The sequence below is a fragment of the Pseudidiomarina salilacus genome (assembly GCF_047323925.1).
GTDB lineage: Bacteria > Pseudomonadota > Gammaproteobacteria > Enterobacterales > Alteromonadaceae > Pseudidiomarina > Pseudidiomarina salilacus.
In genome coordinates this window covers 13,608-40,240 of sequence record NZ_CP178752.1, presented here as the reverse complement: position 1 = coordinate 40,240, position 26,633 = coordinate 13,608, and the positions used below count along the sequence as shown (strand labels likewise).

General features: G+C 51.4%; 25 protein-coding genes and 2 tRNA genes. 13 read left to right on the top strand and 14 right to left on the bottom strand.

Features of this window, described 5'->3' with window-relative positions; all coding sequences use genetic code 11:
• Positions 1–60: 60 nt before the first annotated feature.
• Positions 61–234: an RHS repeat-associated core domain-containing protein gene (locus ACJ8W9_RS09825; protein WP_411360965.1), complete on the top strand. Its 174-nt coding sequence runs from the start codon at positions 61–63 to the stop codon at positions 232–234.
• Positions 235–299: 65 nt separating this feature from the next.
• Here the strand turns inward: ACJ8W9_RS09825 and rsd are convergent, their stop codons facing one another.
• A complete protein-coding gene (gene rsd / locus ACJ8W9_RS09820; RefSeq protein ID WP_411360964.1) occupies positions 300–770 on the bottom strand; it encodes a sigma D regulator in 471 nt (156 codons plus the stop codon).
• Positions 771–856: 86 nt separating this feature from the next.
• On the opposite strand from rsd, the gene nudC reads away from it, so the two are divergent.
• The 4 genes from nudC (at position 857) to ACJ8W9_RS09800 (ending at position 7,075) form a co-directional block, all read left to right on the top strand.
• Positions 857–1,678, top strand: a complete 822-nt coding sequence (gene nudC / locus ACJ8W9_RS09815) for an NAD(+) diphosphatase (RefSeq protein WP_411360963.1) — start codon at positions 857–859, stop codon at positions 1,676–1,678.
• A gap of 54 nt (positions 1,679–1,732) precedes the next feature.
• Positions 1,733–2,797, top strand: coding sequence for a uroporphyrinogen decarboxylase (gene hemE, locus ACJ8W9_RS09810; RefSeq protein ID WP_411359600.1), 1,065 nt, complete (start codon positions 1,733–1,735; stop codon positions 2,795–2,797).
• A gap of 117 nt (positions 2,798–2,914) precedes the next feature.
• Entirely contained in the window at positions 2,915–3,967 is a 1,053-nt protein-coding gene (locus tag ACJ8W9_RS09805; RefSeq protein WP_411360962.1) for an efflux RND transporter periplasmic adaptor subunit, read from the top strand.
• A gap of 3 nt (positions 3,968–3,970) precedes the next feature.
• Entirely contained in the window at positions 3,971–7,075 is a 3,105-nt protein-coding gene (locus tag ACJ8W9_RS09800) for an efflux RND transporter permease subunit (protein WP_411360961.1), read from the top strand.
• Positions 7,076–7,093: 18 nt separating this feature from the next.
• Here ACJ8W9_RS09800 and ACJ8W9_RS09795 read toward each other — a convergent pair whose 3' ends face one another.
• From ACJ8W9_RS09795 to rsgA, 3 genes are read right to left on the bottom strand one after another with little or no spacing between them, the layout of a single operon-like run.
• Positions 7,094–7,786, bottom strand: coding sequence for a glycerophosphodiester phosphodiesterase (locus tag ACJ8W9_RS09795; RefSeq protein WP_413694499.1), 693 nt, complete (start codon positions 7,784–7,786; stop codon positions 7,094–7,096).
• A 1-nt stretch (position 7,787) separates the two neighbouring features.
• The gene (gene asd / locus ACJ8W9_RS09790) at positions 7,788–8,657 is read right to left on the bottom strand and encodes an archaetidylserine decarboxylase (RefSeq protein WP_411359604.1); all 870 of its coding nucleotides are present in this window, start codon (positions 8,655–8,657) and stop codon (positions 7,788–7,790) included.
• Positions 8,654–9,730, bottom strand: coding sequence for a small ribosomal subunit biogenesis GTPase RsgA (gene rsgA / locus ACJ8W9_RS09785; RefSeq protein ID WP_411359605.1), 1,077 nt, complete (start codon positions 9,728–9,730; stop codon positions 8,654–8,656). Before rsgA ends, asd begins: the two co-directional genes overlap by 4 nt.
• A gap of 159 nt (positions 9,731–9,889) precedes the next feature.
• On the opposite strand from rsgA, the gene orn reads away from it, so the two are divergent.
• The 3 genes from orn (at position 9,890) to ACJ8W9_RS09770 (ending at position 10,722) form a co-directional block, all read left to right on the top strand.
• Positions 9,890–10,441: an oligoribonuclease gene (orn, locus tag ACJ8W9_RS09780; RefSeq protein ID WP_034731054.1), complete on the top strand. Its 552-nt coding sequence runs from the start codon at positions 9,890–9,892 to the stop codon at positions 10,439–10,441.
• A gap of 102 nt (positions 10,442–10,543) precedes the next feature.
• A tRNA-Gly gene (locus ACJ8W9_RS09775) sits at positions 10,544–10,619 on the top strand.
• A 27-nt stretch (positions 10,620–10,646) separates the two neighbouring features.
• Positions 10,647–10,722: transfer RNA gene (locus ACJ8W9_RS09770), tRNA-Gly, on the top strand.
• 5 nt (positions 10,723–10,727) lie between these two features.
• On the opposite strand, the gene dgcN is transcribed toward ACJ8W9_RS09770, so the two are convergent.
• Positions 10,728–11,732, bottom strand: a complete 1,005-nt coding sequence (gene dgcN, locus ACJ8W9_RS09765; protein WP_413694498.1) for an N-acetyltransferase DgcN — start codon at positions 11,730–11,732, stop codon at positions 10,728–10,730.
• 89 nt (positions 11,733–11,821) lie between these two features.
• The gene (locus ACJ8W9_RS09760; RefSeq protein WP_411360960.1) at positions 11,822–12,712 is read right to left on the bottom strand and encodes a LysR family transcriptional regulator; all 891 of its coding nucleotides are present in this window, start codon (positions 12,710–12,712) and stop codon (positions 11,822–11,824) included.
• Between the two features lie 51 nt (positions 12,713–12,763).
• On the opposite strand from ACJ8W9_RS09760, the gene ACJ8W9_RS09755 reads away from it, so the two are divergent.
• A complete protein-coding gene (locus tag ACJ8W9_RS09755) occupies positions 12,764–13,393 on the top strand; it encodes a 4'-phosphopantetheinyl transferase family protein (RefSeq protein WP_411359608.1) in 630 nt (209 codons plus the stop codon).
• Here the strand turns inward: ACJ8W9_RS09755 and ACJ8W9_RS09750 are convergent.
• Positions 13,379–13,750, bottom strand: a complete 372-nt coding sequence (locus ACJ8W9_RS09750; protein WP_411359609.1) for a hypothetical protein — start codon at positions 13,748–13,750, stop codon at positions 13,379–13,381. The two genes, ACJ8W9_RS09755 and ACJ8W9_RS09750, sit on opposite strands and share 15 nt — an antisense overlap.
• A gap of 4 nt (positions 13,751–13,754) precedes the next feature.
• Complete coding sequence (locus ACJ8W9_RS09745; RefSeq protein ID WP_411359610.1) at positions 13,755–14,126, bottom strand: DUF423 domain-containing protein; 372 nt, start codon at positions 14,124–14,126, stop codon at positions 13,755–13,757.
• Positions 14,127–14,183: 57 nt separating this feature from the next.
• On the opposite strand from ACJ8W9_RS09745, the gene ACJ8W9_RS09740 reads away from it, so the two are divergent.
• From ACJ8W9_RS09740 to maoP, 4 genes are all read left to right on the top strand, one after another.
• Positions 14,184–15,467, top strand: a complete 1,284-nt coding sequence (locus tag ACJ8W9_RS09740; protein ID WP_411360958.1) for an acetyl-CoA hydrolase/transferase family protein — start codon at positions 14,184–14,186, stop codon at positions 15,465–15,467.
• 137 nt (positions 15,468–15,604) lie between these two features.
• Entirely contained in the window at positions 15,605–17,695 is a 2,091-nt protein-coding gene (locus ACJ8W9_RS09735) for a cytochrome D1 domain-containing protein (protein ID WP_411360957.1), read from the top strand.
• A complete protein-coding gene (locus ACJ8W9_RS09730) occupies positions 17,695–19,890 on the top strand; it encodes a TonB-dependent receptor domain-containing protein (RefSeq protein WP_411360956.1) in 2,196 nt (731 codons plus the stop codon). Before ACJ8W9_RS09735 ends, ACJ8W9_RS09730 begins: the two co-directional genes overlap by 1 nt.
• Positions 19,891–20,012: 122 nt before the next feature.
• The gene (gene maoP, locus ACJ8W9_RS09725; protein ID WP_411359614.1) at positions 20,013–20,378 is read left to right on the top strand and encodes a DUF413 domain-containing protein; all 366 of its coding nucleotides are present in this window, start codon (positions 20,013–20,015) and stop codon (positions 20,376–20,378) included.
• Positions 20,379–20,441: 63 nt separating this feature from the next.
• Here the strand turns inward: maoP and purD are convergent, their stop codons facing one another.
• From purD to prmA, 6 genes are all read right to left on the bottom strand, one after another.
• Complete coding sequence (gene purD, locus ACJ8W9_RS09720; RefSeq protein WP_411360955.1) at positions 20,442–21,731, bottom strand: phosphoribosylamine--glycine ligase; 1,290 nt, start codon at positions 21,729–21,731, stop codon at positions 20,442–20,444.
• Between the two features lie 20 nt (positions 21,732–21,751).
• Positions 21,752–22,621: a class I SAM-dependent methyltransferase gene (locus tag ACJ8W9_RS09715; protein ID WP_411359616.1), complete on the bottom strand. Its 870-nt coding sequence runs from the start codon at positions 22,619–22,621 to the stop codon at positions 21,752–21,754.
• 64 nt (positions 22,622–22,685) lie between these two features.
• Positions 22,686–24,254 carry a bifunctional phosphoribosylaminoimidazolecarboxamide formyltransferase/IMP cyclohydrolase gene (gene purH, locus ACJ8W9_RS09710; protein ID WP_413694487.1) on the bottom strand — a complete coding sequence of 523 codons (1,569 nt, stop codon included), beginning with the start codon at positions 24,252–24,254 and terminating at the stop codon, positions 22,686–22,688.
• 91 nt (positions 24,255–24,345) lie between these two features.
• Positions 24,346–24,639 carry a DNA-binding transcriptional regulator Fis gene (gene fis, locus ACJ8W9_RS09705; RefSeq protein WP_034731080.1) on the bottom strand — a complete coding sequence of 98 codons (294 nt, stop codon included), beginning with the start codon at positions 24,637–24,639 and terminating at the stop codon, positions 24,346–24,348.
• Between the two features lie 24 nt (positions 24,640–24,663).
• Entirely contained in the window at positions 24,664–25,623 is a 960-nt protein-coding gene (gene dusB, locus ACJ8W9_RS09700) for a tRNA dihydrouridine synthase DusB (protein WP_411359617.1), read from the bottom strand.
• 124 nt (positions 25,624–25,747) lie between these two features.
• Positions 25,748–26,629, bottom strand: coding sequence for a 50S ribosomal protein L11 methyltransferase (gene prmA, locus ACJ8W9_RS09695; RefSeq protein WP_411360954.1), 882 nt, complete (start codon positions 26,627–26,629; stop codon positions 25,748–25,750).
• Positions 26,630–26,633 lie beyond the last annotated feature (4 nt).

Here is a 26,633-nt window from a genome sequence, read left to right as displayed (position 1 = left end):
GCAACTACTTGGCACCTATGCCGATGGCGATTACACTGACTATTATTACTTAGGCCGTGAATGGTCGCGCGCTACAGCGATAGCACGCAAAGCGATGCGCCTGGCTACACCGGCCACGTCGAAGACGACGACCTCGGCCTCGTGTATACGCAGCAGCGCTATTACGATGCCAACATAGGGCGGTTTTATAGCAATGATCCAATCGGATTTAGGGATATTGTAGTGGCAGACTAAACCCGAGCACCATTTTAGTTACTCGTGGAACTCGTGGTGATTTTAGCGGCCTTGCGTAATTTCTCTTATAGCAGCTGATGCTGCTCCAGCGTGTGTAGCAGGCGGTCCTCAAACTCCATGCGTAACTCAAGTGCTTCGCCGAGGCCGGAAAGGTGGCGATCGAAGTCATTCAAGTGAGCCTCATCGACGCTTTCGCCGTATTGATCATGAAACGCGAGTGCTACCTCGGTGGTTTCACTGATTAATGGAAAGAGTTCGTTGGCAAGTTCTTCGGTTTCTTTTGGCGCATGGCTCGAGTTGGCGATGATTTGATCGTAGATCTCGAAATGACCGGCGGATACATAGTCAACCAAGAGCCCACAGAAATGACGAATATCTTCGTGCGCTGGGAGTGCTGAGCTATCGCTGTCATAAGGCGGTAAACCGGCGAGTTTAAAATACTCGATGAGCAAGCGCTGGCGTTCGTGTAACCAGGTGTCGATGGCTTGATGTGCGCCGCCCCAACGTTGTTTGGCTTGTTCTTGTCGAGTTAACATTCGCGTCTCCTTTTTAGCGTAGAGACCATCTTCCGATGATGCTAAGCTATCGTCAATACTTTTTACTTTAATCATAAGTAGCTGTTATGACAAAACCTTATCAACGCCCGTCAGCAGACGAGCCCGCTTGGTGGTTTATTTGTGCTGGGGGCGATATTGTTCTCGATGCCGAAGGACTCCCGCCGCATGGCCGTTTGCAAGACCTGCCGTTACCAACGCTTGATGAGTATCAGGTGATTTGGCTCGGAGAAATGCGTGAGCGCAGTTGCTATTTGGTGCTGGCTGATTTCGGTGATGATGCCTTCGCTGCGGTAGGCGAATTTCAGTCGCTCCGCGCACTAGTAGCGCGTAACGATGACCATTTATTCAGTATGGCTGCGCGGGCTAAGCAAGTGACTGAATTCGTCAACACACACCGGTTTTGTGGTCGTTGTGGTGCCCGGATGCAAGCCGTCGATTGGGAATTGGCGATGCAATGCAATACCTGTCAACATCGCTGCTACCCGCGTATTTCGCCGTGTATTATCGTGGCGATTCGCAAGGACGATAAGATTCTATTGGCGCGTGGCAGTCGGCATCGACCGGGTCTGTTCTCAGTGCTGGCGGGCTTTGTCGAAGCCGGTGAGACCCTTGAGCAGACGCTCGAGCGTGAGGTAATGGAAGAGGCCGGCATTGAGGTAAAGAACATTCAATATGTCTGCAGCCAGCCATGGCCATTCCCCAACTCATTGATGATGGGCTTCACCGCGGAATGGGCAAGTGGCGATTTACATTTTGACCCGTTCGAATTGGAAGAAGGTGACTGGTTCAGTTTCGGTGAACTTCCCGAAACACCGATGGCGGGAACTATTGCCTATAAATTGATCGAAGCCACGAAACAGCAAATTACTGCAGCATCGGATAGCTGAGACTGGTAAACTAGCGGCCATTAACAAATCGCTGAAAAAGGTAATGAGAGCCCTATGAGCACGTTGCAAAATGACTTGTATTTGCGCGCGTTGTTGCGCGAACCAACTGAGCGCACTCCCATTTGGATGATGCGCCAAGCGGGTCGCTATTTGCCAGAGTATCGCGAGGTGCGTAAGCATGCTGGCGACTTTATGGCGTTGTGCAAAAACCCTGAGCTTGCCTGCGAAGTCACCTTGCAGCCGCTGCGCCGTTTTCCACTTGATGCCGCGATTTTGTTCTCGGATATTTTGACCATTCCTGACGCTATGGGTTTAGGACTCTATTTTGAAGCCGGCGAAGGACCCAAGTTCGAGCGTCCAGTGCGCGATTTAGCAAGCATCCAGAAGCTCGGTGTGCCTGACCCAGAACAGGAGCTCGGTTATGTCATGGACGCGGTGCGTACGATTCGTCGTGAGTTACACGGCAAAGTACCGCTAATTGGTTTTTCGGGCAGTCCATGGACACTCGCAACTTATATGGTTGAAGGTGGTAGCACTAAGAACTTTAGTGTAGTGAAGAAGCTGATGTTCGCTGACCCACAAGCCATGCATCTGTTGCTCGATAAACTGGCTGACTCCGTTGCGACCTACCTAAACGCGCAAATCGCAGCGGGTGCGCAAGCGGTGATGATTTTTGATACCTGGGGGGGTGTGTTGAGCCCGCGCGACTATCGCGAGTTCTCGTTAAACTACATGCAGAAAATTGTCTCACGCTTGACGCGGGAAGCTGACGGCCGCCGAGTTCCAGTGACGCTGTTTACCAAGGGCGGTGGTGCATGGTTGGCGGACATGGCGGCGACGGGAGCTGATGCTTTGGGCGTCGATTGGACCACCGACTTGGGCGTTGCACGCCAAACGGTGCAAGATAAAGTCGCCTTGCAAGGCAATATGGACCCGAGCGTGTTGTACGCGCCGCCAGCACGTATTGAAGACGAAGTCGCCACGATTTTGGCTAGCTATGGGCAAGGTCACGGCCATGTATTTAACCTCGGTCACGGTATTCATCCTGAAGTCGATCCAGACCATGCCGGCGCCTTTATTGAGGCTGTACATAAGTTAAGTCCCGCCTACCACCGTTAGTTTTGCGGTAAACCTAAGCGAATCGGCGGTAAGTGGAGCTATCCACTGCCGCTATCGCGTTACAATGAAGCCATTGTCTTTACGTACCTTTTATGACACGTCTAGGAGTTCGCGACGGTGGCTAAACTATTCAATCCAGTTACTTTGTTTGTGGTTGTGCTTGCGCTGGGCGCAGGTTATTTCACTTTTTTACATGAGCCAGTAGTCGAGGAGCAAAAACCTCAACAAGCGGTACCGGTAAAAGCAACCCAAGTCAGTGAACAGCCATTTCGTGACATTATCGAAGCGTTGGGTACTGCTCAAGCAAACGAGTCAGTAGTCATCACCGCACAATCACAAGACCAAGTTATTGCCGTCCATTTTACCGATGGCGAAACGGTTGAAGCTGGACAATTGCTCGTTGAACTGGATTCTCGAGAAGAGTCTGCACGGGTGCAAGAGCTGAAGTTTCGCCTGGCCGAAGCCAACCGCCAATACCAACGTTTACAAGATTTGGTTGCACAAAACGCTGCTTCACAGCAGCAACTTGAAACCCAAGATGTTTTAGTCAAAGAAATTGTCGCGGCGCTCGAAGTAGCAGAAACTCAACTGGCACAAAAGCGCATTGTGGCGCCGTTTGACGGGCGCCTCGGAATTCGCCAAGTAAGTGTGGGTTCACTGGTCTCTCCGGGCGAGCAAATCACCACGCTAGACGATATTACCCCGATCAAACTCGATTTCAGTGTGCCTGAACTCTTTTTTGCCAGTCTCGAAGTGGGCCAAACTATTACTGCACGCAGTGGTGCATATCCTGATGAAGCGTTCACCGGCATCATTCGCAGCATTGACTCACGCGTCGACCCATTAACGCGTTCGATTCTAGTGCGTGCTGAAGTGCCAAATACCGATGCCAAGTTGCGTCCAGGTATGTTGTTACGCGTCGAATTGCTACGGAGCGTCGATGACGTCTTGCTGCTACCAGAGCGTGCGATTGTACCCCTTGATAGCCGCCACTTCGTGTATGTCATCGACGAGGACAATGTAGCGCGCGAGCGACAAGTGGTGATTGGCCGCCGTCAGCCGGGTTTAGTCGAAATTATCGATGGCTTGGAGCTGGGTGAACAAGTCGTCACCGATGGTATTGTAAGGATGCGCGACGGTATTAGCGTAACCGTGCAAGAGGAGGGCTAAGCCATGTTGCTCTCGGATCTATCCGTTAAACGTCCGGTTTTTGCTACGGTCGTCAACCTGCTGCTCATTGTCTTTGGGGTGGTGGCCTTTAGCATGCTGCCGCTGCGCGAGTATCCGGATATCGATCCGCCGGTGGTCTCAATTGATACCAGTTATCCCGGCGCTTCCGCGGAAATCGTAGAGACCCAAATCACGCAGATCATCGAAGACCGCATCAGCGGTATAGAAGGTATTAAAAATATAAGTTCTAGCAGCCGTAATGGCCGCTCGCGTATCACTATCGAATTTACCCTTGCGCGCGATGTGGATGATGCTGCCAATGATGTCCGCGACCGCGTATCGCGAGTCGTTGATAACCTGCCAGAACAGGTTGACCCGCCTGAGGTCTCTAAAGCCAACTCCGACGAGAGTACGGTGGTTTGGTATAACCTGCGTAGCGAGAATTTAAGTACGCTAGAGCTGACTGACTACGCCGACCGTTATATTGTTGACCGACTATCGGTCGTTGACGGTGTTGCACGGATCAATTTGGGCGGCGAGCGACGTTACGCCATGCGTGTTTGGCTTGACCGAGAAGCCATGGCGGCGCGCGGCATCACAGTGACGGACATCGAGAGCCGCTTACGCGCAGAAAACGTGGAGCTGCCAGCCGGTGAAGTCGAGTCAATTGAACGCGAGTTTACCGTGCGTGTAGCGCGCACCTATTTGTCGCCTCAAGACTTCGAATTATTGAGTATCGCTCGCGGTGACACGGGGCAACTCGTCCGTCTCGGTGAAGTGGCCCGTATCGAAATGGGCTCTGAAGACGATAAGAACGAATTCCGCGGTAATGGCGTCAATATGATTGGTATTGGCGTCATCAAACAATCCAAAGCGAATACGCTTGAAGTGGTTGAAAATGTGCGGCGCGAAATCGAATCATTGCAGCGTACGTTGCCGGAATCGATGTTCATTGTACCGAGTTATGATTCATCGATTTTCATCAAAGGCTCGATTGACGAAGTGTACAACACGCTCGGCATCGCCATGGCGCTGGTGGTGGTGGTGATCTACCTGTTCTTGGGCAATGTGCGCGCCACCTTGGTGCCAGCGCTGACGGTTCCGGTCGCTATCATTGCCTCCTACATTGCCCTGTTTGCCATGGGCTTCTCGGTCAACTTGCTGACGCTATTGGCGTTGGTGCTTGCCATCGGTTTGGTGGTCGATGACTCGATTGTGGTACTCGAAAACATTTACCGGCGAGTGGAAGCCGGTGAGCCACCGCTTCTCGCCGCCTATCGGGGAGCGCGTGAAGTCGGCTTTGCCGTCGTTGCGACCACGATGGTGCTGATCGCGGTGTTTGTACCGCTGGCCTTTCTTGAGGGCAATATCGGCCAGCTCTTTACTGAATTCGCGCTAGCGATTGCTGCAGCGGTGCTGTGTTCGAGCATCGCGGCGTTAACCCTGTCGCCGATGCTGAGCTCAAAGATCCTGAAAAAGCGCGAGCGTACCAGTCGCTTTGGTAAAGCTATGGACGCGCTGTTTAACTGGGTAGAAACCGGTTATGGGCGTGTGTTACAGCGTACTTTGGCCTATCCGTGGCTGGCCTTGGTGTTGGTGCTACTTGCCGGAGTGATGTCGTACAACTTATTGAAATTGGTACCGCAAGAGTTTGTGCCGCCAGAAGACCGCGGGACTTTCTTTGTGATGGTGCGTAGTGCTGAAGGTGCGAGCTTCGAGTCGAATGCTGAGCATATGCGTGAGATTGAAGCACTGTTGCTGCCCTACCTAGATGAGGGGAAAATCGATCGCTTATTGATTCGTGCACCGGGTTGGGGTAACTCTGCAGGTGTTGCAATTGTCGGCGCTATTCCGTTCGAAGAACGCGATTGGAGTACCTTTGAACTGATGGACGAAGTCAGTAAAAAGCTCAATCAAGTTGCCGGTGTACGTGGTTTTGCCTTTATGCGCAGTGGTATTTCTGGCGGGAACGGTCGTCCGGTCCAATTTGTGCTACAGGGCAACACTTATGAACAGCTCGCCGCCTATCGCGATGTGGTCATTGAAGAAGCCAGTAAGAATCCAAACTTGCTCGAACTCGATAGCGATTTCAAACAAACCTTACCGCAATTGTTGATTCAAATTGATCAAACGCGAGCGGCAGACATGGGGGTTTCGGTCGGTGATATTGGGCGAACCCTAGAAACCATGCTCGGTGAACGGCGCGTCACGACCTATTTGGATCGCGGCGAAGAGTACGACGTGATTTTGGAGGGTGAGCGCTCGGATTATCAAGACCCGTCATCCATTGACCAAATTTACGTGCGCTCAGACGCGACTGGGCAACTGATACCGTTATCGAATTTGGTGACCGTCGAGGAGCGCGCTACCTCTGGTGAGCTTAATCGCTACAATCGGATGCGTAGCATCACTATTGAAGCGAATTTGGCTGAAGGTTATTCGTTAGGCGATGCGCTGACTTACCTTGAAAATATCGTTCAAGAAAAGCTGCCAGACGATATATCGATTGACTACAAAGGCGAATCGCAATTGTATCAAGAGAGCGGCAGCTCGGTGATTTTTGTCTTTATCTTGGCGTTGGTGATTGCCTACCTGGTGCTGGCAGCTCAGTTTGAGAGCTTTATTCATCCGCTGGTGATCATGCTCATGGTTCCCATCGCCATTTTAGGTGCCGCAGTGGGGCTTTATTTCACCGATTTGACCCTCAATATTTATAGTCAAATTGGCATTGTCATGCTGATTGGTTTGGCGGCGAAGAACGGTATTTTGATTGTTGAATTTGCCAACCAATTGCGCGATGCGGGCACCGCTTTCGACGAAGCTGTCGTGCGCGCCTCACAACAGCGTTTGCGCCCGATTATCATGACCGCTTTCACCACGCTCATGAGTGCGGTACCGCTAATTTTAGGTACTGGGCCGGGAGCTGAAAGTCGGATGGTGATAGGTACAGTTATCTTCTGTGGCGTGGCATTTTCTGCATTTTTGACGATCTTTGTGATTCCCTCGTTGTATTCACTATTGGCAAGGAACACCAGTTCACCCATGGCGCTGTCGCATGAACTCGATGCCTTGGCCGCAAAACATCCGGATAATAAAGGCTCACTTTAATGAGTAGTTGCCGGCACCTCAACCGAAGAGGTGCTGGCGTGCATCTGCTGGACGGTTGGTAAAGATTCCGTCCACGCCCATCATTTTTAGCTCGTCCATATCGCGCGGTTCGTCTACCGTAAAGACAAACACTCGTAAGCCGCGCGCATGTGCGTCGGCGACAAATTCAGGGGTGACAAAATCGACGTCGATATGCACTGACCACGCGTCTAACTCGCTGGCAAAGGCTGCGTAGTTCAGCGGACACGAGGTCGTAAGTGCACCAATGCGATGCTCTGGATGGTCGGTTTTCAGTTGGCGCAGCCAGTGATGGTTAAAGCTTGATACTACTAATTGCTCGGCGGCAAAACCGGCTTGGCGTTGCGCGCGTAACAGTTGCTTGGTAAGGCCACGCTGAATATCTGCACCTTTTAGTTCGATATTGACCCAGCAACGACCCGCGATAAAGTCGAGGGCTTCGCTAAGCGTCGGCACAGCCTGTTGGCCAAACACTTTTAAACGCCGAACTTGGTCCAGTGTGAGATCGCCTAGCCGCCCGGGGTGTGCGGTCAGGCGCTGTAAATAGCGATCGTGAAAGACAATCCATTCATCTTGCAACGGGTAGACATCGAGCTCGATGGCATCTGCTCCGGCATCAAGAGCGCGGCCAAAGGCACGCAGGGTGTTTTCTGGAGCCTCAAAGCTAGCGCCGCGATGCGCAATGATTTGCATACTAGTCGTCACGTTCACCCAGCACGGCGCCCACACGGGTAACACTGCCGGCTTCGAGGTCATCGGCGAAATCAATCACGTCATCAGGGAAGGTTAGGACGACGGTGGAGCCCAGTTTAAAGTGTCCCATTTCTTCGCCTTTTTTCAGGTGCACCGCGCGGTCACCGCTGGCTGGGTAATCCCAGCTATGTACCGAGCTACCAGTTGGTGGTGTAACCGTACCGGCCCATACGGTGCCGATGCTGGCGACAATAGTGGCACCGACCAGAACCATGGCGAATTTACCAAACTCGCTATCGAAAATAGCTACGACGCGCTCGTTGCGAGCAAATAAATTCGGTACGTTCGCGGCGGTTAACGGATTCACCGAGAACAAATCACCGGGCACATAGACCATCTTGCGCAGGACGCCGTCGCACGGCATGTGAATACGATGGTAGTCTTTGGGGGCCAAATAGATGGTCGCGAATTTGCCGTTTTTAAACGCATTGGCGTCGCGTGGGTCGCCGCCGAGTAACTCAGTGAGACTGTAGTCGTGGCCCTTGGCTTGGAAGATGCGCCCGTCTTCGATATCACCTAACTGGCTGATGGCGCCATCTACGGGATGGGCAAATTGCTGTGGCTCACTCGCCAGCAACGGGCGTAATTCTGGCTTGAGGTGACGCGTGAAGAACTCATTAAAGGTCTTATACGCGCTCGGATCTTCATGCACGGCTTCGCTCATATCAATTTTGTACTGCTTGATAAACCAGCGAATAAAAGCTTGCGTGAACCAACCGGCACGGGCCGCTGCGAAGGCGCCGACCAGGCGTGATAGCGCATGCTTTGGGGTTAAATACTGTGCTTTAATTTTGACTGCGTCCCAGTTCACTTCTTAGTACCTCTAGGTTGAGCGCGCGATGGCTTATTGGCGACCATCGACTCAATGATCTTATGGAAATTGTACAAGCGAAGCGGATGTAGGTCACCTGCTTCTACGGCTTCTTGTAAGGCACACCCCGGATCTTCCGGTTGATGTTTGCAGTCACGGAACTTGCAAGTGCCTAAAAACGGACGAAAATCGACGTAACACCAAGCGACGCGTGTCGGGTCGAGGTGCCATAGAGCAAATTCACGGATACCCGGCGAATCAATTAAATAGCCGCCTTGCGGTAATGGGTAGCGGGTTGCCACCGTGGTGGTGTGCTGACCGAGTCCTGAGTTGTCGGACACTTCACGTACTTCAGTGTTGGTCTCTGGCAGCAAGGCATTGACCAGTGATGATTTACCTACGCCTGATTGACCAACGACGATTGAGTTGTGGCCTTTGAGGAGTTCTTGAATCGCATCTAAGCCACCGTTGGCTTTAGCGCTGGCGGTAATCACTTGGTAACCGATGGCGCGATACATTGCCAATGCCGTATCAATTTCTGCGCGCGTGGCCTCATCCAGCTCAGCTAACAAGTCAGCCTTGTTGAGGATGATAACAGGCGTGATATCGATATCTTCGCAAGCCACCAAATAGCGATCGATGATTTGACTCGAGAAGGCCGGTAATACACTTGAAACAATCAGAATCTGGTCAACATTTGCGGCAACGGGCTTTAAACCATCGTAATAATCCGGTCGGCTCAGCAGTGAGCGACGCTCTTGTACGGCCTCAATAATGCCCTGCTCAGCACTTTCGTTGGCGGTGCCCTGTGGCGCAGTAAAGCGACGCCAGACAACCTCATCGCCACTGACTAAACTTTCGATGGCGCGACGAATGTGACAGCGATAGATGTGGTCGTTGGCATCGGCAACAATGGCATGCTGACCGTAGCGACTGACCACGATACCGGTTTCGGAGTTGCCGAGTACGCTATCATCAATTTCCTGGGCCATGTCCACCTGCTGCAACCGTTTTTGTTGATTGGCGCGCACGCGGCGTAATTGCCCTTTGTTTAATTTACGATGTTTTCCCACGTGACTCCTGTTACCACACTAACCATTGCGCTGACGCTGTCGAGTTGTTGGTTATTCTATAATATTCTTGGCAAAAACGCCTGAACTGTTGTGCAAAGACCGCGATCACGCCACAATAGTTGCCGAATTTGCTAAGAATTAGTGATTGAGGGTGTAGCTATGGGCGCGACGGATGACCGTTTGGTGTGGATCGACCTCGAAATGACGGGTTTAGAACCTGATCATGATGTAATTATCGAAATTGCGACTTTGATCACCGATCAGCAGCTCAATGTGCTGGCTGAGGGACCGGTTTTAGCGATTCATCAACCTGACGCGCGGCTGGCGGCGATGGATGAATGGAATACCCGAACGCACACCGCTTCTGGATTGGTTGAACGGGTACAAGCGAGTGACCATGATACCGCCGCAGCAGAACAAGCGACGTTAGATTTTATTAAGCAGTGGTGCACCCCGAAAAGCTCGCCCATTTGTGGCAATAGTATTTGCCAAGACCGTCGTTTTTTGGCGCGCTACATGCCAGAACTCGAGGCTTATTTGCATTATCGGAACCTTGATGTCAGCACGGTCAAACAGCTAGCGAAGTACTGGGCACCAGCGGTTGCTGCCGGCGTGAAAAAGCAGGGCGCACACACGGCGCTGGCTGATATTCGCGAATCTATTGCTGAATTACAGCACTATCGTGAGCACTTTTTCAGCATTCAACCGTAAAACGCGAAAAAGCGGTTGCAAAGCCTGCCGATTTCAGTAAAATTCGCCTCCGTTGTCGAAAACGAAAGCATTACTTGCTTAGCTTTGGCAACTTGAAGTGACGCGGGAATAGCTCAGCTGGTAGAGCACAACCTTGCCAAGGTTGGGGTCGCGAGTTCGAATCTCGTTTCCCGCTCCAAACTTCATCTCAAGCACCTTTCTTGATGCGGGAATAGCTCAGCTGGTAGAGCACAACCTTGCCAAGGTTGGGGTCGCGAGTTCGAATCTCGTTTCCCGCTCCAAATTTCTAAATTTCTTCAAGTTTATCGACCAGTGCGCTGACACCATGACGGATGGGATCCACGCAGGGTAAACCTAATTCTGCTTCGACTTGACGACAATAAGCCAGCGCTTCCGCTTCGCTCACGCTTGAGGTATTGACCGCGATGCCAATGACTTTGGCGTTAGGATTGGTCACTCGCGCCATGTGTTCATTAACGGCGATGGTCTCGGCAAGTGAGGGCAACGGGCGGTTGTCGATGGCGCGCATACTACGGCGTCCGAGTGCGTGACATACCACTAGTGCATCAGGTTGCGCCCCGTGTAACAAACCCAAACTCACACCTGCAAATGCTGGGTGCGCGAGCGAGCCCTGGCCTTCGATAACATCCCAATGATCAGCACTATTGGCGGGCGCCAGCTCTTCAACGGCTCCGGCGATAAAGTCAGCGACCACACAGTCCACTGCAATACCTTCACCCGCCACCAAAATACCGCTTTGCCCGGTGGCGCGAAAGTCAACGTTGAGATCTCGTTGTTGCATTTCACGGGTTAAGCTTAAGCTGGTGTACATTTTCCCTACTGAGCAATCGGTGCCCACGGTGAGTAAGCGCTTGCCTGCACGGCGGTAGCCTTTACCGGTTTTCAAACGCTTAGTTGGGTGGCGAATATCGAGCAGGCGTACACCTTTTGCTTGAGCGGCGCTGACCAGCTCTGGGTAGCTATTGAGGCGGTCATGCAAGCCACTAATGACGTCTAAACCGGCATCGATGGCTTGGTGGATCATCGGTAACCATTGTTCGTCTAGGTGACCGCCACTGTTGGCGAAGCCCAGTACTAAACTGCGAGCGCCTGCGGCGACGCCTTCGCTCAAACCCATGGCAGGTAACCCAGTGGTCACAGTGCAGCCGTCGGAGCGTAATTCGCCGATGCATTTTTCAGGACTCCAATCGGCAGCACTTTTCGCCATTTTGATACTGAGCGGATCGGTGGCATGACCAATAAATAACAAGTACGGGGTTTGCAGTTGCAACATGACGGGCTCCAAAATCATTGAATGCAACCAAGCATAAGGATTTCAGAGTTATTGGCGAATGAAAGCTTAATGCAGGGGTATAACTTTTAGTTATGGGTTGCGTTGATAGTTGCTCTAACTTGTTGCAGAAAAGCTTGGCTGAGTTTGTTCAGAGGTCGGCCCTTCAAGTGCAAAGCGCGGATCGGTACTGTTAATTCTGGCATGAGCTGGGCAACACCCACCGCGTTATCAGGGTTACCGATGGCAGTAAGCTGATCAAGCGGACACACACCAAGTCCTTCGGCTACAAGTCGTGCCGCCACGAAGTAAGTGTCCACTTGCACCGTGCTGCTCGGATGCACGCCAACACCTTGTAACTGTTGCCACAGCAGTTGGCCCATCGGGCCGCTATCACCAATACCAATTAAGGGTAGCTCGGCGAGCTCAGCTAATTCAATGGTTGGTGGGTTATGGGGCAACAATGCTTTGGGATACATCAGCACAATTGTGGTTTCGGCGACCGTTATCGTTTCCACTCCAGGAAAGTTAGGCGAAGCAAACAGCAACGCCAGTTCACACTGGCGCTCGACCAGCGCCTGCATGGCTTCATCGTTATGAATAGTTTGAATGCGAAAGGCGACCTTGGGAAAACGTTTTTGAAACTGTGCAATCGCTCGTGGAATCACGGTAAAGCCAAGTGCTGGGGTGATGGCGATGTCAATCACGCCTTCGTCGTTGCGTTGCAGATTGTCAGCGAGCGTGTTGACGCTATGCAGTTGCCGATAGAGCTGCTCAATTTCTGGAAACAATGCTTGTGCTTCCGGTGTCGGGATGAGTTTGTTTTTATCGCGCTGGAACAGCTCAAAACCGAGTTGTTGTTCGGCATGCGCTAAGGCTTTTGACACCGCCGGTTGGGAAATATGCAAGATATGGGCTGCTTGGGTGACCGAGCCCGTGGTATAAATGGCATGAAAGACTTCAATATGGCGTAAGCGCATGATGTTTATCGCTAGATGCGAGTCGATAGGGCATTTTTACACTTCTAACCGATGGCGACAACTGTAAGCGAGGATTCATTGAAAGCTCAGGTTTATGCTGCGTATAGCTTAGCTGCTACTAGCCAACTCAAGGCCGAGTTTAATCTGGTAACAGAGCAGCAGCAGGTAGAGGGTTTCGCGCCGCAACGGCAACAGCAATTTCTTGCCGGGCGGGCATTGTTACGCTGGTTGTGCTGTCAGCAATTGCAAGTTGCGCCGGAGCAGGTCGAGATAGTGCGTCAAGCTAACGGCGCGCCGCAATTGACTGTCGCCGGTCAGCACTATAGTTGTTCGATTAGCCATAAAGACCAGGCGATTTTGGTTGCTATCGCCGCGGAAGGAGCGCTCGGCCTTGATATTGAAAAGATCCAACTGCGTAAGCGCCAAGGTCAGCTCATAGCGCAATTCGCCGATGGCTTTACGCAAGGAATTCAAGCTGACGATCTCGCTGGCTTCTACCAACGCTGGACCCTCGCTGAAGCGGTCACCAAAGCTGAGCAAGGTAAGTTGCTAGCGACGTTACATCGACAGCATTCAGCTTATGTCGCTAAGAGTCATCACATTGTGGTGGCTGAATGGCTGATGTGCGTCTATCACAGTCTGGGGTGGCCGGTGACGTTTGATGCTTTAGCGAACGAATAGAACGTTTAACTTGGTGCGCACCGGCACAAATTCAGTCTCCTGCGTAACGCAATCAAAGGCACCCACCAAAATCTCGTCGCCATGCTGCAAAATAGATACAGTCATCCACCAGCGCTTGTTGGTGTCGGCATCACAGGCACTTAGTTGCTCCTTGAGTTGACTGACAGTAGGCAGCTGCCAACGGCGCTGAGGGTTCTCCGCAGTGCGATTTAATTCATACAGGTACTGCTTAGCTTGATGTGAGTCGAACGGCTGATCAGCCGAGCAAACCTTAATGTTTGGATGTGGGGCAGCCGCGCAATTCACCACCTCGACAGTAGTCACTGCAAACGCGAAAACGACGCTTACCCACCACATTGCATCAGAACTCCCGCAGCATCGACCAGAAAATCCAGATCCAGCCGATAATAAAACATGCCCCGCCTACCGGCGTGACTGGGCCAAAAAACTTGATCCCCGTCAATGCAAGGGCATACAAACTACCGGAAAATAATACAATTCCGCTAAATAACAGCCAGCCGCCAGGGCGCAAGCCTTTGGCATTCGGGTACACTTTCAGTAGCACCGCAACCATCAGTAAACCTAGGGCATGGTAAAGATGATATTGCACGCCAATTTGATAAACATTGAGACTTTCAGCAGAGAGTTTATGCTGTAAGCCATGTGCCCCAAATGCGCCCAGAATTACCCCAAGTGCCATATTGATAGCACCTAAAATAGCGAATACTTTCATAATGTCATTTTGTTCGGTGATGATGATGCCGAATACTGTAACGCAAAAGGAGCAAAAATGCGTGTATCAACTGCAATCGAAGCTCTCGAAGTGCTTGCCGATAACGACGTGATTTGGTGTCAGTCGATGGCCGCAACCCCGTATAAATTACTGCAGGGTTTGGCTGAGTTGGCATTGCAGCGCCGCCACATGACGTTATTGCAGCTTCATACAGAGCACAGCGAGGTGTTGGCAGACCCTAACCTTAAGGGGCATTTACGGCAACGCGCATTTTTCGTCGGCAAATCGACCCGTAAAGCGGTAAACGATGGTTTAGCCGACTACGTGCCGATGTTTTTGTCGGAAATTCCAAAATTATTCCGCTCCGGTGAGCAACCGTTAGATGCCGTATTGGTGCAAGTGTCACCGCCGGATGCGCATGGCAATTGTAGCTTGGGCATTTCGGTCGAGGCAACGCGAGCGGCGTTGCAAGTAGCGAAAAAAGTCATCGCTTGGGTGAATCCTAAAATGCCGCGCACGCATGGCGATTCCTTTGTGCACATGTCGCAATTTACCCGCTACTTTGAAGCTGAGGCTGAATTACCACTGCACCGTCAGCCGGAGCAAGACGAAGTAACGCAGCGTATTGGCCAGCGCGTGGCCGAACTCATCAACGACGGCGATTGCTTGCAAATGGGCATTGGTGCGATTCCAGATGCCACACTCAAGTGCTTGGGTCACCACAAAGACTTGGGGATTCACACTGAAATGTTCTCTGATGGTGTACTGCCGTTGGTGCAGAGTGGCGTCATCAATAACTCGCGTAAACGCAAACATCGCGGACGTATCGTTACCACCTTCGCTATGGGTACGCAGGCGCTCTATGATTTTGTCGATGATAATCCACAAGTCGCATTTTTAGATGTGGAATACACCAACGACACCTCAGTGATTCGACAAAACAAACAAGTCATGGCTATCAACAGTGCTCTGCAAGTCGATCTCACCGGCCAAGTTTGTGCCGATTCGCTAGGCACTAAGGTCTATTCGGGCGTAGGCGGACAGATGGATTTCGTCCGAGGCGCCAGCCTCTCAGAAGGGGGACGCTCGGTGATTGCGCTACCAGCGACAGCTTGTGGCGGTCAAGTATCGCGCATCAGTTCGTTGCTCAGTCAAGGTGCTGGGGTGGTCACCACGCGGGCGCACGTACATTACGTGGTGACCGAATATGGGGTCGCAAATTTGCGTGCTAAGAGCCTTGCTGAACGAGCTTCAGAACTCATCAATATCGCGGCGCCACAATTTCGCGAAGATCTCGCGCGCGCAGCTTTCGATGATTGGGGGTTAGATGTAAAAAGCTAGTACTCATTCCGGGGTACTCCTGTTGCCTAGCTGGCGTCACCCCATTCATTGATATCGATCAATTGCCTTTCTTGGACTAGCCTTACAATCAACTTCAGTTGCAGAACTAACTGAAGGTCCATCAAGGAGGACACAAGATGACAACTGAATCGATAAAGCATCACCAAGGGCGGTTATCCCCACTAGCTGTATGTTGTGGGCTGACTGCTCTCTTCTTTACTTTTCAACCGCAGACCGTACTTGCCGATGATGGCAAAGACGACTATTCAGCAAATTGCCAGGCCTGTCACCAAGCGACAGGTGCTGGGTTACCGGGAGCCTTTCCTCCGTTAGCAAACAATCCCAATGTTAATGGTAATCCGAACTATGTGATCACCACCATTTTGCAAGGTAAGTCAGGGCCGCTTGAAGTTAATGGTCAGGCCTACAATGCAATGATGCCACCAATGCAACATTTGAGCGATGAAGTGGTTGCTAATATTACCAACTACGTGCTTTCAAGCTGGGGTAACAGCGGTGCTGAAGTTGACGAAGATGATGTTGAGGACGTTCGCGTTGAACTGGGTCTAAAAGACCGTGCCGGAGGTAAACCACACTCAGGTGCGACTGCTTCAGAAATGAAATACAAGGGCGCACCATCGGCCATTGAAAATGCGAAGCAAGTTGTCACGCCCGGTGCTCCGAGCATGACCGAAGATGAATTTGCCCAAGCACAGGAAATTTATTTCCAACGTTGTGCTGGCTGCCACGGTGTTTTACGCAAAGGTGCAACGGGCTTACCGTTAACGCCTGATATTACGCAGAAAAAAGGCACTGACTACTTAAAAGCACTGATTAACTATGGTTCACCAGGTGGTATGCCGAACTGGGGGACTTCAGGTGAGTTGAGTGACGCCGAAGTCGATATGATGGCGCGCTTTATCCAACACGAGCCACCGACACCTCCTGAGTGGGGCATGCCAGAAATGATGGCAAGTTGGGAAGTCCACGTTGCGCCAGAAGATCGTCCAACTGAGCCGCAGCATGATTATGACGTTGATAACATGTTTGCGGTGACGCTGCGTGACGCCGGTCAAGTAGCGATTATTGATGGTGACAGCAAAGAAGTATTGAACTATGTCGAAACTGGCTATGCGGTGCATATTTCGCGTGCTTCGAGCTCAGGTCGCTATTTCACCACCATTGGTCGCGACGGCAAAATTGACCTGATTGACTTGTATATGTTCCCTCCGCAAGTGGTTGCTGAGATCAAAATTGGTCTTGAAGCGCGTTCAGTCGAGAATTCACGTTACAAAGGTTACGAAGATAAAATCGCGATTGCTGGCGCGTATTGGCCACCGCATTACGTATTGATGGACGGACAAACCCTTGAGCCACACAAGATCGTGTCAACACGTGGCATGACTGTGGATACGCAAGAGTATCACCCAGAACCTCGGGTTGCGGCAATTGTGGGTTCCCATAAACATCCCGAGTTTATCGTCAACGTCAAAGAAACCGGCCAAATCAAGTTGGTGAACTACTCTGATATCGACAATCTGCAGGTCACCACTATTGATGCGGCGCCGTTCTTGCATGACGGTGGCTGGGATCGTTCCGGTCGCTATTTCTTTACTGCGGCAAACGAGAACGACACCATCGCTGTAGTCGATGCGTTGGAGCGCGAGCTGGAAGCTTTGATTCCGGTGGAACGTATTCCGCATCCAGGTCGTGGCGCGAACTTCGTTGATCCAGAGCATGGTCCAGTATGGGCAACAAGTGCCTTAGGTAATGCCAATATCACTTTGATTGGTACTGACCCTGAGGGACACCCGGAACAAGCCTTTAAAGTTGCGCGAATACTCGAAGGACAGGGTGGTGGCTCGTTGTTTATCAAAACCCATCCGAAATCTACCAACTTGTGGGTTGATACCCCGTTGCATCCAGAGTCTGACATTGCGCAATCTGTTGCAGTGTTCGACATCAATGACTTGGACGCTGGCTACGAAGTACTACCGATCGCTGAGTGGGCTGACCTGGGTCCAGGTCCAAAACGTATCGTCCAGCCAGAGTACAACATGGCCGGCGATGAAGTTTGGTTCTCCGTTTGGTCGGGAATGGAAGAAGAGTCAGCTATCGTGATTGTTGATGATAAAACGCGCAAGCTGAAGCATGTCATTAAGGGCGAAAAAATCGTCACCCCTACTGGCAAGTTTAACAACTACAACACTCGCAACGAGGTGTATTAATGCAGCGAACTTACGCCAGGCTATGGATGGCCTGCGTTGCAACGCTCGGTGCGACGGCTACATCAGTAGCCGTCGCCCAACAAACCGAGGCAACGCAAGCAACTGTTATTCCAGATGAAGTGATTACTGTCGTCGCCCATCGCCAACCACGAGATATGTCTGAAGTTGCCGGCACCGTGAGCGTTATTAGCGATGACGAATTGAGCAAGAATTTAGTTTTTAATGCGGCGGATTTGGTTCGCTACGAAATGGGAGTCGAACTTGATGATAGCAGTAGTCGTTTTGGCAACAGTGGCTTTCGTATCCGCGGTATTGGTGGTAATCGCACCGCCGTCGTCGTAGACCAAGTTGCGATTGCCGACCGGTTCGCGGTCGGTTCTTTTTCGGATACTGGGCGCGGACTGCTTGACCTTGGTTTGGCCAACCGCGTTGAGATCTTGCGCGGGCCGGCTTCTACTTTATACGGAAGCGATGCTCTTGGTGGTGTCGTTGCGATTCATACCCTCGATGCTGAAGATGTGCTCAGCGATGTCAATACCGGCACACGAGTTCGCCTCGGTGGCGCCTCAGACGCCGAGCGTGCCTACGGTCGCGTGGCAACTGCTTTTAGCGATGGCAACCAGCAACTGGTGCTAGCCGGTGCGGCGCAGTGGCGGGATGAAATCGCGGCAGCAGGTACAACATCACAAACTCGCGATGCGGTTTCGATTCGCCAAACCGGTGCCTTGCTAAAGTGGCAAGCTGATACCCATCATGGCGTTTGGCAAGTGAGCTTTGATGCGCTGCGTGAGACGCGTGACAGTTCGATTCGTCATGGTTTAGGTAGTGGCCGACTCGCGGCAACTACATCGCTTACTGGCGATGATGAGCGTTCTGAGTGGCGTGCAATACTGCGCTTCCAACCAGATCGAACGAGCTATGCTGATCGCGGCGAGTGGCGTTTGTTTTGGCAACATGCGGATACGCGTCAGAATTCCTTTGAAGAGCGCGAGCTATTGCCACAGCCGGTCGACATTTTTCGCGGTTTTCGCTATGACTTTAGCCAATATGGCTTGGCTGCGGATTTAGAAAAAGATGTCCAAGCGTTTGGCTGGCAGCATCGCTTGGGCTACGGCTTTGAAGTCAGTCGTGCCGAAGTCTGGGATGAGCGAGATGCGTGGCAGTTCAATCGGGTAGAGCAATCATTGACCAAAACGTTACTTGGCGAATCTTTCCCATTACGTGATTTTCCGCGCAGTAACGTCGATGAGCTTGGTTTTTATATCCATGACGAACTTGAGTTGTGGGACGATGGGCTACGCATGAGTCCAGGCGTGCGTTATGAGCGTTATGAACTGAGTACCTTAAATGATGCGCTGTTTGTTGAGCGTTACCCCAACACCGAAGTTACTGACTTAACCCATTCTGCGTGGCTACCAAAACTGGGACTCTTGTTGCCGTTAAGTGACAGTGCTGAGTGGTTTGCACAGTATGCTCGTGGTTATCGCGCGCCACCCTTTGCTGATGTCAATGTGGGCTTGTTTTATCCGCAATTTCGAGTGCTAGCCATCGCTAATCCGGATCTCAAGCCAGAGCGCGGTTACACCTTCGAAACTGGGTTGCGTTGGCGTACCGCGCGGCAGCAATGGCAAGTTACCGCATTTCATAACAGTTATAGTGATTTTATCGAAAGTCGTGCGTCACTTGGTTTTGATCCAGTGCGACAACTGCTCATTTTCCAGTCTATCAATCGCGATGAAGTCACCATTGAAGGCTTGGAATTGAGCTGGCAACAGCAATGGCACCGTCAGTGGCAAAGCGATATCTGGCTCGAGTATACCCGTAGCGAGGATAAAACCACAGGCGCAGAACTCGCAACTGTGAGTCCGCCGAAATTGCATGCCGAGCTGATGTACAGTGCTGCAAGTGGAAATTGGGGTTCACGCTTGGTGCTGCAGGCGCAACGAGGCCAACGGCAGTTAATCTCTGCTGACGATGAGGCGCTATTTGCGGCTCCCGGTTATGCCACGCTGGATTGGATTAGCCAATGGTATCCGCTGCCAGAATGGCAGGTAGGCTTTGGGGTTTACAACCTAGCCGATCGCCAATATTGGGTTGCGAGCCAAGTGGGTAACTATCCAGTGGATGATCCGGTTTTACCGATTTTGGCACAAGCCGGTCGCCATGTTCGTGTCGCTCTCAATATACGATTCTAATGTGATTAATTCGCAAAAAAGCGAAAAATTTATTGACAACGGTGCCGTTCGCCTCTATATCGTCAGTGTCGCAAGAGGCGAACGATTTTTCCTTGAGTTGTAGGTCTGGAGGAAGGCACACAATGACTACTATCAACCGTGATCAAATAAGTAAGAAGCCGTTTAACGACTTCAAAAACTATCCGTATGGATTCGCCCGTTCAGGCGACTTTTCTATCCGCGAAAGCGAACTTTTGAGCACTCATGGCAGCTTGGTTGCGGCATTGGTCAACGGCGAGTTAGAGCCGATGTCAGCCGAGGAGCAATCGTTGATAGCTGTTGCGCGTGGCGAAAAAGCTGCTGAAACACAGTTAGAGAAAGCCTGGTCGAAGTACCAAGCGCGTATTAACCGCCCGAAAGTCGGCAGTATGTACGGTCGTAGCCGTTACACCGATGACTCTTTTGAGATTGCCGGTGGTGATGACGACGATTTAGTTGTCGAAGATTAAAGACAAAAACGCCGCATTCAATGCGGCGTTTTTATTTGTGAACTAAGCAGAAGGAGTTTGCGCTTAGCCGCGTTCCCGTTGAATTGCGCGATGCGCGATATCGGTGCGGTAATAAACGTCTTCCCAAGTGATTTTACTCACACCAGCATAAGCTTTTTGCTGCGCTAGACTGACGCTGTCGGCAATCGCTGTTACACAGAGGACGCGTCCTCCAGCGGTAACAATATCACCGTTTTCCAGTCGCTTGGTACCCGCATGAAATACTTTGGTGTCGTTGGTATCAGCCTCACCCAGACCGCTAATCACTTTGCCTTTTGCATAACTATCAGGATAACCTCCGGCAGCCATCACAACGCCTACAGTGGCTCGTGGGTCAAAGTCGATAACATGGTCATCGAGCTTGCCGTTACAGGCTGCTAAACACAATTCAACTAGGTCTGATTGCAGACGCATCATGATCGGTTGTGTTTCTGGGTCGCCAAAGCGGCAATTGAACTCAAGCACTTTGGCGGTGCCATCAGGAGCGATCATTAAACCGGCATAGAGGAAGCCAGTGTAAGGATGCCCCTCCGCCGCCATACCCTTAACTGTAGGGGTGATGACATGATCCATCACCCAGTTGTGCACGTCTGGCGTCACCACTGGCGCAGGTGTGTACGCGCCCATACCGCCGGTGTTAGGACCTTTATCGCCGTTGTCGCGGGCTTTATGGTCTTGGCTGCTGGCAAACGCAAGTGCCGTTTCGCCATCGACCATAACAATAAAGCTGGCTTCTTCGCCCTCTAAGAATTCTTCAATCACCACGCGGCTGCCGGCTTCACCGAAACGGTTACCAGCAAGCATATCGTCGATAGCCGCGAAAGCCTCAGCTTCAGTTTGTGCAATAATAACGCCTTTACCTGCGGCCAAGCCGTCGGCTTTAATGACAATTGGCGTTCCCTGCGCGGCAACATAAGCTTTCGCCTTTGTACTATCGGTGAAGGTACCGTAAGCTGCGGTTGGGATCTGGTGACGTGCTAAGAAGTCCTTGCTAAATGCTTTCGATCCTTCAAGTTGTGCGGCTCCTTGGGTTGGGCCGAAGATTTTGAGACCCGCAGCGCGAAAGCGATCAACCACGCCCGCCACGAGCGGTGCTTCTGGACCCACAATAGTAAGGCCAACGCTGTTCTCTTGGGCGAATTTAAGCAAGCCATCTAAGTCATCCGCAGCAATTGCGATATTCTCGATACTAAGCTCGTTCGCAGTTCCAGCATTACCGGGGGCTACAAAAACAGTTTCAACTAACGGCGACTGTGCCGCTTTCCATGCTAGTGCATGTTCACGGCCGCCGCCGCCAATCACAAGTACATTCATGTCGATTCCGACTCTCTTGTTTATTCGTTGGATGAATTTTCAGGTTTTCTAAACTTCAGTGTGAACCGATCGCTCTCACCAATTTCTTCATACATAGCGCGGTTTTCTTCACCTAAGCCAAGGGTTGGAGGCAAAGTCCATACACCCCGAGGGTGGTCAGCGCTGTCTTCTGAGTTGCTATTGACTTCACTGGCACCAACAAATTCAAAGCCGGCAGCTTCGGCTGCGGCAATAGCGAGGCTTTGCTTCATGTAACCAGAGCTATCCATGTGGGTATCAGGACGCGCTTCTGGTAAGCGGTGATCTACTACGCCTAAAATACCGCCGGGTTTTAAAGCTGTGTAAAATTGGCCAAATGCAGCCTCAATTGCTTCCACTCCACCATTCATGTACCAGTTGTGCAGATTCCGGAAGGTTAGTACGCGATCTGCAGTTCCTGCAGGTGCAATTTCGGTGGCCTCTCCTGGTGCAAATTCAGTTACCACGATAGCGCTAAAGGCTTCATCAGTCGCGACGCGCTCGACAAACTGTTGACGTGAATTAATGTAGTAATCACGCGTTGCTGACTGCGGAAAGTGTGCTGCATACAAGGTACCCTGATCTTTTAAATAGGGCGCCAAGATTTCAGTGTACCAGCCACCGCCTGGCCATATTTCAACGACGGTCATGTCGTTTTCAACTTCAAAAAAGCGCAGTGTTTCGATCGGATTACGAAAAGCATCCCGCGTTAAATTGTTTGCCGAACGGGTTGGGTTGTCATTGACCGCCTGTTCTAGGGTCATGCCACTGGCGGCAGTCTCGGTCGAAGTTGATGTGCTGCTAGGTTCACTACAAGCAACCAGCAGTAAACTACTGGTCGCAACAAGCAAAGAAGTCATTAAGGTTTTCATTGTTTTACTTCTCCTGTCATTAGATTGTGTTTAATCCTAGTCGGAGGAAGCCTTCTCGGCAATATTAATGACGGAAATGACGCATTCCGGTGAAGACCATAGCTATACCATGCTCGTCTGCCGCCGCAATAATTTCGTCGTCACGAATCGAACCGCCCGGTTGAATAATGGCTTTGATACCCGCAGCAGCTGCAGCGTCGATGCCATCGCGGAACGGGAAGAACGCATCTGATGCCATCACACTACCGGCTACTTCAAGTTGCTCGTCAGCGGCTTTGATACCAGCGATTTTCGCACTGTAAACGCGGCTCATTTGGCCTGCGCCGACGCCAATGGTCATGCTGTCTTTGGCGTAAACAATGGCATTTGATTTGACAAATTTCGCAACCTTCCAGCAGAACAACAAGTCGCGTAACTGCTCGGCGCTTGGCTGAGCTTTGCTCACCACCCGCAAATCAGTTTCAGTGATCTGACCCAAATCATTGTCTTGGACCAAGAGGCCACCGTTCACGCGCTTAAAGTCAAAGCTTGGCGTACGTTCAGCTGGCCACTGCCCACAAGCAAGCAAACGCACATTGCCTTTGGTGGCAACCACTTGGTGTGCGGCTTCACTCACGCTGGGCGCGATGATGACTTCGACAAATTGACGGTCAATGATGGCTTTTGCAGTCGCTTCATCAAGTTCGCGGTTGAACGCTATGATGCCGCCAAATGCCGACGTCGGGTCAGTTTTGAAGGCGCGATCATAGGCTTCAAGAATGCTTTCACCGAGTGCCACACCGCATGGATTCGCATGCTTGACGATCACACAGGCAGGTTCAGCAAAAGATTTCACGCACTCAAGTGCAGCATCCGTGTCAGCGATGTTATTGAAGCTGAGCTCTTTACCCTGCAGTTGTTGAGCCGTGGCAACCGATGCTTCGTGCGGTTGCGCTTCGACGTAGAAGGCTGCCTGCTGATGACTGTTTTCGCCATAGCGTAAGTCTTGCTTTTTTTCGAATTGGCTATTGAATGTACGCGGGAATTTGCTCTCTTGCTGGGGTAAGCGTGCACCGAAGTAATTGGCTATCATGCCATCGTACTGTGCGGTATGCTCAAATGCGCGAATCGCCAGATCAAAGCGTGTTTCGAAAGTCACGCTGTTGTGATGCGCATCCATTTCGGCAATCACACGATCATAATCATGGGCGTTAACCACAATGGTCACGTCTTCGTGATTCTTGGCGGCTGCGCGTACCATGGTAGGCCCGCCAATATCAATATTTTCGACCGCATCTTGCTGCGAGCAGTTCGGATCGGCAACCGTTTTCGCAAAAGGATACAGGTTCACCACAACCATATCGATCGGCGCGATATCTTGTGCTTGCATGACTTCATCATCCTGCCCCCGACGGCCCAAAATACCACCGTGAATTTTGGGATGTAGAGTCTTTACGCGACCATCCATGATTTCTGGCTGTCCGGTGTGCTCCGATACGTCGGTCACCGCGATGCTATGTTCGCGTAGCAGTTTGGCGGTGCCGCCGGTGGAGAGGATTTGAACACCACGTTGCACGAGCGCTTGTGCAAATTCGATGATGCCAGTTTTGTCAGAAACACTTAAAAGGGCGCGTTGAATAGGTCGGTTTGCCATAATAATCACCGTTGTCAGCAAGAGTTGTAAAGCAATAAAACAAGTGTTTAAAAACAAAAAAAGAGCACACAAGGTGCTCTTTTTGGGGCAATTAGTTCATGCCGTACTTTTTCAATTTTTTGCGCAGCGTGCCACGGTTGATGCCGAGCATGGTGGCTGCACGGGTTTGATTACCGCGCGTGTAGGTCATGACCTCTTCCAGCAGCGGCGCCTCGACCTCAGCGAGCACCAACTCGTACAATTCTTCTGGATCTTGTCCGTCGAGTTGCTTGAGGAACGAGTTCATAGCTTGCTTAACTGAGTCGCGCAGCGGTTTTGGCTGGGCGTTGTTACCGATCGTGGTGAAAGGTGACACACGGTCACGATTAGCGTTTTGATCAAACATAGGTGCGCTCTATCTCTTCTTAGTTTACTGATTGAAAAACGTCGCCAAGGCTTCGAGTTGCTCATCGGCATTCTCAATAGCCACAAAGTGTCGGCGAAATTCGCTTGCTGGTTGTTGCTCTTGTAAGTACCAACCAACGTGTTTTCGAGCTATCCGCACGCCACTAAATTCGCCGTAATGTTGATGTAGTTTACGAACATGATCGCAAACCACACGGCGCACTTCAGTTGCGTTTGGTTTTGCCAAGTGCTCGCCGGTTGCCAAAAAATGGGCAATTTCGCGAAACAGCCATGGATTTCCCTGTGCACCGCGGCCAATCATGATGGCGTCGGCGCCAGTATAGTCCAATACGGCTTTGGCCTTTTCTGGGTTACGAATATCGCCGTTCGCAATCACAGGAATTGATACCGCCTGTTTGATTGCACGAATCGTGTCGAATTCCGCAGTCCCTTTAAACATACAAGCGCGAGTTCGACCATGCACTGCTAATGCTTGAATGCCAGCTTGCTCCGCAAGCTGCGCAATCTCTACACCATTGCGATGATCGGGATCCCACCCTGTACGAATCTTTAACGTTACCGGCACACTTACTGCATTGACCACCGCGTGTAATATCTCTGACACTAACTCGGGGTATTGTAATAGTGCGGAGCCGGCAAGTTTTTTATTCACCTTCTTCGCTGGGCAGCCCATGTTGATGTCGATAATCTGCGCGCCATTTGCCACATTGTGCTGGGCGGCATGCGCCATCAACTCAGGTTCGCAGCCAGCGATTTGAACAGCCTTAATACCCGGTTCATCGGCGTGTCCCATGCGTGTTTGTGACTTCTTCGTTTGCCACACACGCGGGTTGCTCGACAGCATTTCAGACACTGTTAGCCCTGCACCAAGCTCCATACAAAGCTGGCGAAAGGGTAAGTCGGTCACACCCGCCATGGGTGCAAGAATGACTGGATTATCTAACTGATAGGGTCCGATCCGCATCGGTTAAAAACTGTTCAACTCAAGGGTCGGAAATTTTAGGCAAAATGGCGGCGAAAGAAAAGGCTAATCATTGTACAAAAGCCGCCTTTTTTGTACTTTTTACTCTTGACAATTGTGTGACAATCTACTGTTTACGCTTGGCGTGCAGCATTACCCATTCGGCCTGCACTTGCGCAGGGCTAAAATCGAAGTTTGCACTGTAAGTAGCCTGTACGGCATCGATTTGGCGTTCAAGGATGCCTGACATCACCAACTGGCCTTGCGGTCCTACAAAAGCTTGGATGACCTCGGCAAGGTCTTGTAACGGTCCGGCGAGAACATTTGCCAGCACCACATCTGCTTGCAAGCTCGGTTGCTGGCTTGGTAAATAGACTTCAAGTCGCTCCGCGACCCCGTTACGCTCAGCGTTATCGCGACTAGCAATCAGTGCTTGTTGGTCGATATCAATGCCAATGGCTCGTTCGGCACCCAGTAAAAGTGCGGCAATGGCTAAAATGCCTGAGCCACAACCAAAATCCACCACGGTTTTACCGCGCAGGTCTTGACCATCGAGCCAACGCAAACACAGGGCTGTTGTTGGATGCGTGCCGGTGCCAAAGGCCATGCCCGGGTCGAGCATTAAATTGACAGCGTCAGGTTCAGGGATTTCGCGCCAACTAGGACAAACCCACAAGCGTTCACCAAATTGAATGGGATGGAAGTTATCCATCCATTCGCGTTCCCAGTCTTTGTCTTCGAGTTGGTCAGTTTTGTAGTTAAAACCTTCGTCAAAGAAGCGTGATTTCTGCAGGTTCTCAAGTACTGGTTTGAGATCGGTCTCGGCTGGAAACAAGCCGGTCACCAAGGTTTCTTGCCAGTAGAGCACTTCGCCCAAAGGCGGCTCAAAAATAGGGTTATCTTGCGCGTCACGATAGGTTACTGCGAGTGCACCATTACCTTGTAGCATGTCGCCCACAAGGGGCGCATGCTTTTCAGGTGCTGCAACGGTAAGTTGAATCCAAGCCATTGAG